Origin of the sequence: Kitasatospora sp. NPDC059599 (assembly GCF_042735125.1) — a bacterium.
Classification (GTDB): Bacteria; Actinomycetota; Actinomycetes; order Streptomycetales; family Streptomycetaceae; genus Kitasatospora.
The window spans coordinates 1-5,994 of record NZ_JBHWCL010000258.1 but is presented as its reverse complement, the minus strand read 5'-3'; the positions used below and the strand labels follow the sequence as shown (position 1 = coordinate 5,994).

Annotated in this window: 4 protein-coding genes; all 4 read right to left on the bottom strand. The window is 74.1% G+C overall.

Annotated elements, in window-relative coordinates:
- Positions 1-69 precede the first annotated feature (69 nt).
- Positions 70-1,548: a GTPase ObgE gene (gene obgE, locus ACFV04_RS42940; protein WP_360248607.1), complete on the bottom strand. Its 1,479-nt coding sequence runs from the start codon at positions 1,546-1,548 to the stop codon at positions 70-72.
- A 118-nt stretch (positions 1,549-1,666) separates the two neighbouring features.
- Entirely contained in the window at positions 1,667-1,924 is a 258-nt protein-coding gene (rpmA, locus tag ACFV04_RS42935; RefSeq protein ID WP_030058248.1) for a 50S ribosomal protein L27, read from the bottom strand.
- 14 nt (positions 1,925-1,938) lie between these two features.
- Complete coding sequence (rplU, locus tag ACFV04_RS42930; protein WP_360248604.1) at positions 1,939-2,256, bottom strand: 50S ribosomal protein L21; 318 nt, start codon at positions 2,254-2,256, stop codon at positions 1,939-1,941.
- A gap of 227 nt (positions 2,257-2,483) precedes the next feature.
- Positions 2,484-5,994: ribonuclease E/G (locus ACFV04_RS42925; protein WP_380536517.1), on the bottom strand; the 3,511-nt coding region annotated here is incomplete at its 5' end.

Here is a 5,994-nt window from a genome sequence, read left to right as displayed (position 1 = left end):
CGGAACGGGAACGGCCCCCGCCACCTCGACAGGTGGCGGGGGCCGTTCGCGTCAGCCGGCCGGACCGGCTCAGTCCTCGTCGTCGCCCTCGTCGATGGCGGCCTGGCGGCCACCGGACAGCGCCTCGAAGGCGAGGAACTCGGCCTCGGCCGCGTCGCGGCCCTTCTGCTTCTCGCGACGGCGGTCGACCGCCGGGCGCTGGGTCTCCATGCGGTGGTCCTCACCGCGGCGGCCGAGCATCTCGGCGCCGGCGGCCATGGTCGGCTCCCAGTCGAAGACGACGGCGTTCTCGTCCGGGCCGATGATGACGGTGTCGCCCTCGTGCGCCCCGACCTTCCAGAGCTTCTCCTCGACGCCGAGGCGGGCCAGCCGGTCGGCGAGGTAGCCGACGGCCTCGTCGTTGCTGAAGTCGGTCTGGCGGACCCAGCGCTCCGGCTTGACGCCGCGGATGCGGTAGGCGCCGTCCTCCTCGGTGATGGTGAAGCCCGCGTCGTCGACGGCCACCGGCCGCAGCACGATCCGGGTGGACTCCTCGGCCGGCTTGGCGGCGCGCGCCTCGGCGACGATCTTCGCCACCGCGAAGCTCAGCTCGCGCAGGCCCTTGCGGGAGGCGGCGGAGACCTCGAACACCTGGTAGCCGCGCTCCTCCAGGGAGGCGCGGGTCAGGTCGGCGATGTCCTGGCCGTCCGGCACGTCCACCTTGTTGAGCGCGACCAGGCGCGGCCGGTCCTCCAGGCCGCCGTACTCGGCGAGCTCGGACTCGATGGTCTCCAGGTCGCTCAGCGGGTCGCGGCCGGGCTCCAGGGTGGCGCAGTCCAGCACGTGGACCAGCACCGAACAGCGCTCGACGTGCCGCAGGAACTCCAGGCCCAGGCCCCGGCCCTGGCTGGCGCCCGGGATCAGGCCGGGCACGTCGGCGATGGTGTAGACGGTGTCGCCCGCGGTGACCACGCCGAGGTTGGGGATCAGGGTGGTGAACGGGTAGTCCGCGATCTTCGGCTTGGCGGCGGAGAGCACCGAGATCAGCGAGGACTTGCCGGCGCTCGGGTAGCCCACCAGGGCCACGTCGGCGACGGACTTGAGCTCCATGACGATGTCACGGGACTCACCGGGCTCGCCGAGCAGCGCGAAGCCGGGCGCCTTGCGGCGGGCCGAGGCCAGCGCGGCGTTGCCGAGGCCGCCGCGGCCGCCCTGGGCGGCGACGAAGCTCGTGCCGTGGCCGACCAGGTCGGCCAGGACGTTGCCCTTGCGGTCCAGCACCACGGTGCCGTCCGGTACGAGGAGGACGAGGTCCTCACCGATCGCGCCGGTGCGGTTGCCGCCCGCGCCCGGCTTGCCGTTGGTGGCCTTGCGCTTGGGCGAGTGGTGGTACTCGAGCAGGGTGGTGACCTGCGAGTCCACGGTGAGGATGACGCTGCCGCCCTCACCGCCGTTGCCGCCGTCCGGGCCGCCGAGCGGCTTGAACTTCTCGCGGTGCACGGAGGCGCAGCCGTGGCCCCCGTTACCCGCGGCGACGTGAAGTTCGACGCGGTCCACGAAGGTGGTCATGGGTGTGCCTCCAGTGCGCGAGAGTCTGCTTGCTACCTGCGTAAAGCGTGAAGGGTGGACCGGAGAATTCCGGCCCACCCTTCACTGTGAGTCATGCGACTCGGGAGTCCGTTCGGACTCAGGCCTCGACGGCCACGATGTTGACGACCTTGCGGCCGCGGCGGTTGCCGAACTGCACGGCACCGGCGGTCAGCGCGAACAGGGTGTCGTCGCCACCGCGACCGACGCCCGCACCCGGGTGGAAGTGGGTGCCGCGCTGGCGGACGAGGATCTCGCCGGCCGAGACGACCTGGCCGCCGAAGCGCTTCACGCCGAGGCGCTGGGCGTTCGAGTCACGGCCGTTACGGGTAGAGCTTGCGCCCTTCTTGTGTGCCATATCTCGCTATCCCCTTACTTGCTGACCGAGTCGATGCTGGTGATGCGCACCGCGGTGTGCTGCTGGCGGTGGCCCTGACGGCGGCGGTAGCCGGTCTTGTTCTTGTAACGCAGGATGACGATCTTGTCACCCTTGGTCTGGTCGACCACCTCGGCGTGAGCCTTCACGCCGGCCAGGACCCACGGGTCGGAGGTGACGGCGTCACCGTCGACGACGAGGATGGTCGAGAGCTCGACCGAGTCACCCGCCTTGGCCTCGATGCGGTCGATCTCCAGCACGTCGCCCACGGCGACCTTGTGCTGGCGGCCGCCTGCGCGAACGATCGCGTACATGCGGTACCTGCTTTCCTTGCTCGGTCGGAACCCCCGACGCCAGCTGCCTGGGTACGGACACAGGAGCCTCTCCCCGGCCCTCCGCGCGAACGCGGCGACCCGGGAAGGTGATGTGCTCGGGAGCATGGCGTAGACACGCCGATGGTCAAGAATACGGACCGGCCGCCCGGGGGGCAAACCGGCCCGTACGGCCCGGGGCGGGATGGCTCCCGCCCCGGGCGTGGGCACTACTCGGACGCCGTATCACCCTCGGCGGCCGCGGCCTTCTTGGCCGCCGCGCTGGTCCGCTTGGTGGCGGTCTTGCGGGCGGTGGTCTTCTTGGCCGCCGCGGTCGTCTTCTTGGCGGCGGTCTTCTTGGCGGCGGTCTTGCGGGCGGCCCGCTTCTTCGGCGCCGGCGCCTCCTCGGCAGCGGCCTCCTCGCCCGGGGCCTCCTCGGTCGGGGCGGCGGGAGCCTCGGGGGCCTCCGCGGCCGGGGTCTCGACGACCTCGGCCTCCGCGACGACGACCGGCTCGGCGGCGGCCGGAGCCGCGGCCTCCAGGGCCGCCTCGAGCGCCGCCTCGGCCTTCGCCTGCAGCACCACGATCTCGGCGGCGACCGGCGAACCGGCCGGGGCCGTCGCCTTGCGCACCGCACGGCGGCGCGGACGGCCCGCCGGAGCGGCGACCGGGGCCTCGGCCACCGGCGCCTCGACGACCGGGGCCTCGACGGCCTCGTCGCCAGGAACCTCCAGGGCCAGCTGGCCCTCGATCTCCTCGCGCACCGGCTCGCCCGGCAGCTCCGCGACGGCGGCCTCGACGACCCGCGTGACCTGCTCGGCGGCCTCGGCCGCCTCGGTCACACCGGCCTCGACGGCCTGCGACTCCTCGTGGCCCGCGCCGCCCTTACCCCGGCGACGGCGCTTGCCGCCGCCCTGGGCGGCCTCGCCCGCCGGGGCGGACGGGGCGTGGACGTGGGCGCTCGGCTGCTCCATGTGGACGATCACACCGCGACCGTTGCAGTGCACGCAGGCCTCGGAGAAGGACTCCAGCAGGCCCTGGCCGACCCGCTTGCGGGTCATCTGGACCAGGCCCAGCGAGGTGACTTCCGCCACCTGGTGCTTGGTCCGGTCCCGGCCCAGGCACTCCAGCAGGCGGCGCAGCACCAGGTCGCGGTTGGACTCCAGCACCATGTCGATGAAGTCGATCACGATGATGCCGCCGAGGTCGCGCAGCCGCAGCTGGCGCACGATCTCCTCGGCCGCCTCGATGTTGTTGCGGGTGACCGTCTCCTCCAGGTTGCCGCCCTGGCCGACGAACTTCCCGGTGTTGACGTCGATGACGACCATCGCCTCGGTGCGGTCGATCACCAGCGAACCGCCGCTGGGCAGCCAGACCTTGCGGTCCAGCGCCTTCATCAGCTGCTCGTCGATCCGGTAGGTGGCGAACACGTCCACCTCGGAGGTCCAGCGCTGGAGCCGACCGGCGAGGTCCGGGGCCACGTTGGAGACGTACTCGTGGATGGTCCCCCACGCCTCGTCACCGGAGACGATGACCTTGGTGAAGTCCTCGTTGAAGATGTCGCGGACGACCCGGACGGTCATGTCCGGCTCGCCGTACAGCAGCGCCGGGGCGTTGCCGGTGGCGGCCTTCTTCTGGATGTCCTCCCACTGCTGCTGGAGGCGCTGGACGTCGCGGGTCAGCTCCTCCTCGGAGGCGCCCTCGGCGGCGGTGCGCACGATGACGCCCGCGTCGTCCGGGACGATCTTCTTGAGGATCTGCTTCAGACGGGCCCGCTCGTTCTCGGGGAGCTTGCGCGAGATGCCGGTCATCGAGCCCTCGGGCACGTACACCAGGTAGCGGCCGGGCAGCGAGATCTGGCTGGTCAGACGGGCGCCCTTGTGGCCGATCGGGTCCTTGGAGACCTGGACCAGCACGGACTGGCCGGACTTCAGCACCGACTCGATCCGGCGCGGGCCACCGTGGCCCAGCGCACCGAAGTTGACCTCACCGGCGTACAGCACCGCGTTGCGGCCCTTGCCGATGTCGACGAAGGCGGCCTCCATCGACGGCAGCACGTTCTGGACCTTGCCCAGGTAGACGTTGCCGACGTACGAGGTGGCCTGCTCCTTGTTGACGTAGTGCTCGACCAGCACGCCGTCCTCAAGGACGCCGATCTGGGTGCGCTGGCCGTTCTGGCGCACCACCATGACGCGCTCGACCGACTCGCGGCGGGCCAGGAACTCGGCCTCGGTGATGATCGGCACCCGGCGGCGGCCCAGCTCGCGGCCCTCGCGGCGGCGCTGCTTCTTCGCCTCCAGACGGGTCGAGCCCTTGATGGACTGCACCTCGTCCGGGTCGAAGGACGGCTCGGTGGAGCGGCGGCGCGGCTCGCGCACCTTCACCACCGTGCGGACGCCGTCCTCGGTGGTCTCGGCGGTCTCGACGGCGCCGGCCTCACCGCTGCGGCGGCGACGGCGACGGCGACGGCGCGACGAGGACAGGCCGGCGGCCAGGTCGTCGTCGTCCTCGTCCTCCTCCTCGGCGACGGCCTGGGCCGGCTCCTCGGGGGTGGGCTGCTCGGTCTCGGCGGCCTCGAACTCCTCGGCCTCGCCACGGCGACGGCGACGGCCGCCACGACGGCGACGGCGCGACGGACGGTCGTCCTCCCAGTCGCCCTCGGTGTCCGGACCGGCGGCGGGGGTCTCCTCGACGGGCTCCTCGACGGCCGGCTGCTCGACCGGGGCGGCGGCGACCGGCGCCGGAGCGGCCTGCGCGGGGGCGGGCTGCACGGGCGCGGCCTGGGCCGCGGCGGCCTGCGTCCTGGCGGCCGGAGCCTTGGCGGCCGACTTGCGGCGGCCCGGCTCGACGCGGGCGCGGACCCGGCGGCGGCGGCCGACGCCGCTGTACTCGAACTCGTCCTCCTCGTCGCGCTCCGCGACGGCCGGGGCCTCGACCGGCGCCGGGACGGCGGCGGCGGGCTGCTGCTGCTGCTGCTGCGCGGACGGTGCGACGTAGGGGGCCGGCTCCTGGAACACCGGGGCCTGGAAGACCGCGGTGGCCGGACGGACGGCGCGACGGCGCACCCGGTGGTGCGGCTCGGCCTCGACGGCCGGGGCGGGGGCGGCGGGCGCGGCCACCGGCTCGGCGGCGGCCTCCTCCTCGGGCTCCTCCGCGACGACGGGCTCCTCGGCCTGCGGCTCCTCGACCGGGGCCTCGACGACCGGCGCGGCCTCGACCACGCGACGGCGGCGGGGGCGACGGGCCGGAGCCTCCTCGGCCACCGGCTCGGCGGCGGGGGCGGCGACGGGAGCAGGGGTCTCGGCGGGCTCCTCGGCAGCGGGCTCCTCGGCGGCCGGCGCACCGGCCGGGGCCTCGGCCCGCTTGCGGGTGCGGCGGGCCCGGACGGGCTTCTCCGCCTTCTCGTCCTTCTTCTCGGCCTGCGCCTCGACGGCGGTCTCCGCCGCCGGGGCCTCGGCGGCCTCGGGCGCGGTGACCACGATCGCGGACGCCTCGGGCGCACCGGCTGGCGCCTCGGCGCGCTTGCGGGTGCGGCGGGCCCGGACCGGCTTCTCGGCGGCGGGGGTCTCCGCGGCCGGAGCCGGGGCGGTCCCGGCCGCCGGCGCCTCGGCCGGCAGGACCGTCTCGGCGGCGTCGGCGGCGGCGCCCTGCGGGGTGCCCGCCGGGCGGGACACCGCGCGGCGACGACGGCGCGGCGGCGCGGCGGACGCGCCCTCGCTGCCGGTCGCGGTGGTTTCGTTC

Bases quoted from the DNA above. Each gene is read 5' to 3' on its own strand.
- rplU (WP_360248604.1), bottom strand. From the start codon at position 2,256: ATGTACGCGATCGTTCGCGCAGGCGGCCGCCAGCACAAGGTCGCCGTG.
- obgE (WP_360248607.1), bottom strand. From the start codon at position 1,548: ATGACCACCTTCGTGGACCGCGTCGAACTTCACGTCGCCGCGGGTAAC.
- rpmA (WP_030058248.1), bottom strand. From the start codon at position 1,924: ATGGCACACAAGAAGGGCGCAAGCTCTACCCGTAACGGCCGTGACTCG.